2 protein-coding genes are annotated in these 1,588 nt (G+C 74.9%); one reads left to right on the plus strand and one right to left on the minus strand.

Annotation, left to right across the window (positions count from 1 at the left end; translation table 11 throughout):
* Window positions 1–557, minus strand: a 557-nt coding sequence (locus tag ACTUAL_RS22290; RefSeq protein ID WP_440901608.1) for a helix-turn-helix domain-containing protein, incomplete at its 3' end; no start/stop codon positions are given.
* A 194-nt stretch (window positions 558–751) separates the two neighbouring features.
* On the opposite strand from ACTUAL_RS22290, the gene ACTUAL_RS22295 reads away from it, so the two are divergent.
* Window positions 752–1,588 (plus strand): SDR family oxidoreductase (locus ACTUAL_RS22295; RefSeq protein WP_440901609.1); only part of this gene is annotated, 837 nt, incomplete at its 3' end.

Genomic DNA, 1,588 nt, shown 5'->3' on the forward strand with positions numbered 1-1,588 from the left:
GCCAGCAACCCCGAACCCCCCACGTAAAACCGCGACAGGTAGTTGTGGTCCAACCGCGCGTACAGCATCCGGTACCCCGGATAGGTGAACCACCGGTACCCCAGCGACCGCGCCGGACCGGTGTACCGGGTCGTGTCGCCGGTCAGCGCCACGCCCAGCGGGGTCTGCCGCAGCGTTTCCCCCAGCTCGGTGACGATCTCCGCCGGGGTGTCGCCCAACCGGTCGAACACCCGCAGCATCCCCGGACTGATGTGCTCCCCGGTGGCGCCCCGCGCGGGCGGGTGGTGACCGGCCAACCGGAACAGGTGGTCGCGCTCGGCCAGCGACAGGTGCAGCCCTTGCGCGATCGAGGCGAGCATCTGCTCGGACGGCTGAGGCCCGCGCTCGCGCTCCAACCGGGAGTAGTAGTCCGCGGACATGTGGCACAGCATCGCCACCTCCTCCCGCCGCAACCCGCTCGTCCTGCGCCGCGCCCCGCGCGCGAGCCCGACGTCCTCGGGCTGGAGCGACTCCCTGCGCCGCCGCAGGAACTCGGCCAACCCGACCCGGTCGATCACCACGCGCGTCCTCCCCGCATCCCGCCGTCACCCGTTCTTACCGCCTCACCCCACCGCCGAGCCACGGATCGCCGATCCCCCTCTCCCAGCCTGGGATCGCCGGTCCGAGGCCCGGCGCGCCGTTGCCCGCCCCCGCGGATCGGCCGAACCTCGGTGGCACCGCAGGTTCCGACGAGCACCCGGAGTTGAGCCCAGTGCCGAACGACATCGACCTCACCCGCCCCGACCTCCCCGGAAGGCGCGCCCTCGTCACCGGGGCGAGCGACGGCGTCGGCCTCGGCATCGCCGCCAGGCTCGCGGCGGCGGGCGCCGAGGTGCTGCTGCCCGTCCGCAACCCCCGCAAGGGCGAGGCCGCCCTCGCCGAGATCCGCGAGCGGGCCCCCGGCGCCACCGCCTCGCTGCGCTCGCTCGACCTGTCCTCCCTGGACTCGGTCGCCGCGCTCGGCGAGGCGCTGCGCGCCGAGGGCGACCCGATCCACCTCCTGGTCAACAACGCGGGTGTGATGACCCCGCCCGAGCGGCAGAGCACCGCCGACGGCTTCGAGCTCCAGTTCGGCACCAACCACCTGGGCCACTTCGCCCTGGTCGCGCACCTGATGCCGCTGCTCAGGGCCGGGCGGGCGCGGGTGACCACGCAGCTGAGCGTCGCGGCGAACCAGGGCGCGATCAACTGGGCCGACCTGAACTGGGAGCGCTCGTACAACGGGCGGCGCGCCTACAGCCAGTCCAAGCTCGCGGCAGGCCTGTTCGGCCTGGAACTGGCCCGGCGCAGCCGCGCGGGCGACTGGGGCGTGACCAGCACCCTGTCCCACCCCGGCATCGCCCCCACGAGCCTGCTCGCCGCCCGCCCCGAGCTGGGCCGCTCGGGCGACACGACGGGCAGGCGCCTGATCCGCCTGCTGGCGTCCGCAGGCCTGCTCGTCGGCACCCACGACACGGCGGGCCTGCCCGCGCTCCTCGCCGCGACCACCCCGGACCCGGCGCCGTTCTACGGCCCCAGCGGCCCCGGCCACCTCGGCGGCCCACCCGCC

The sequence above is a fragment of the Actinosynnema sp. genome (genome assembly GCF_052038725.1).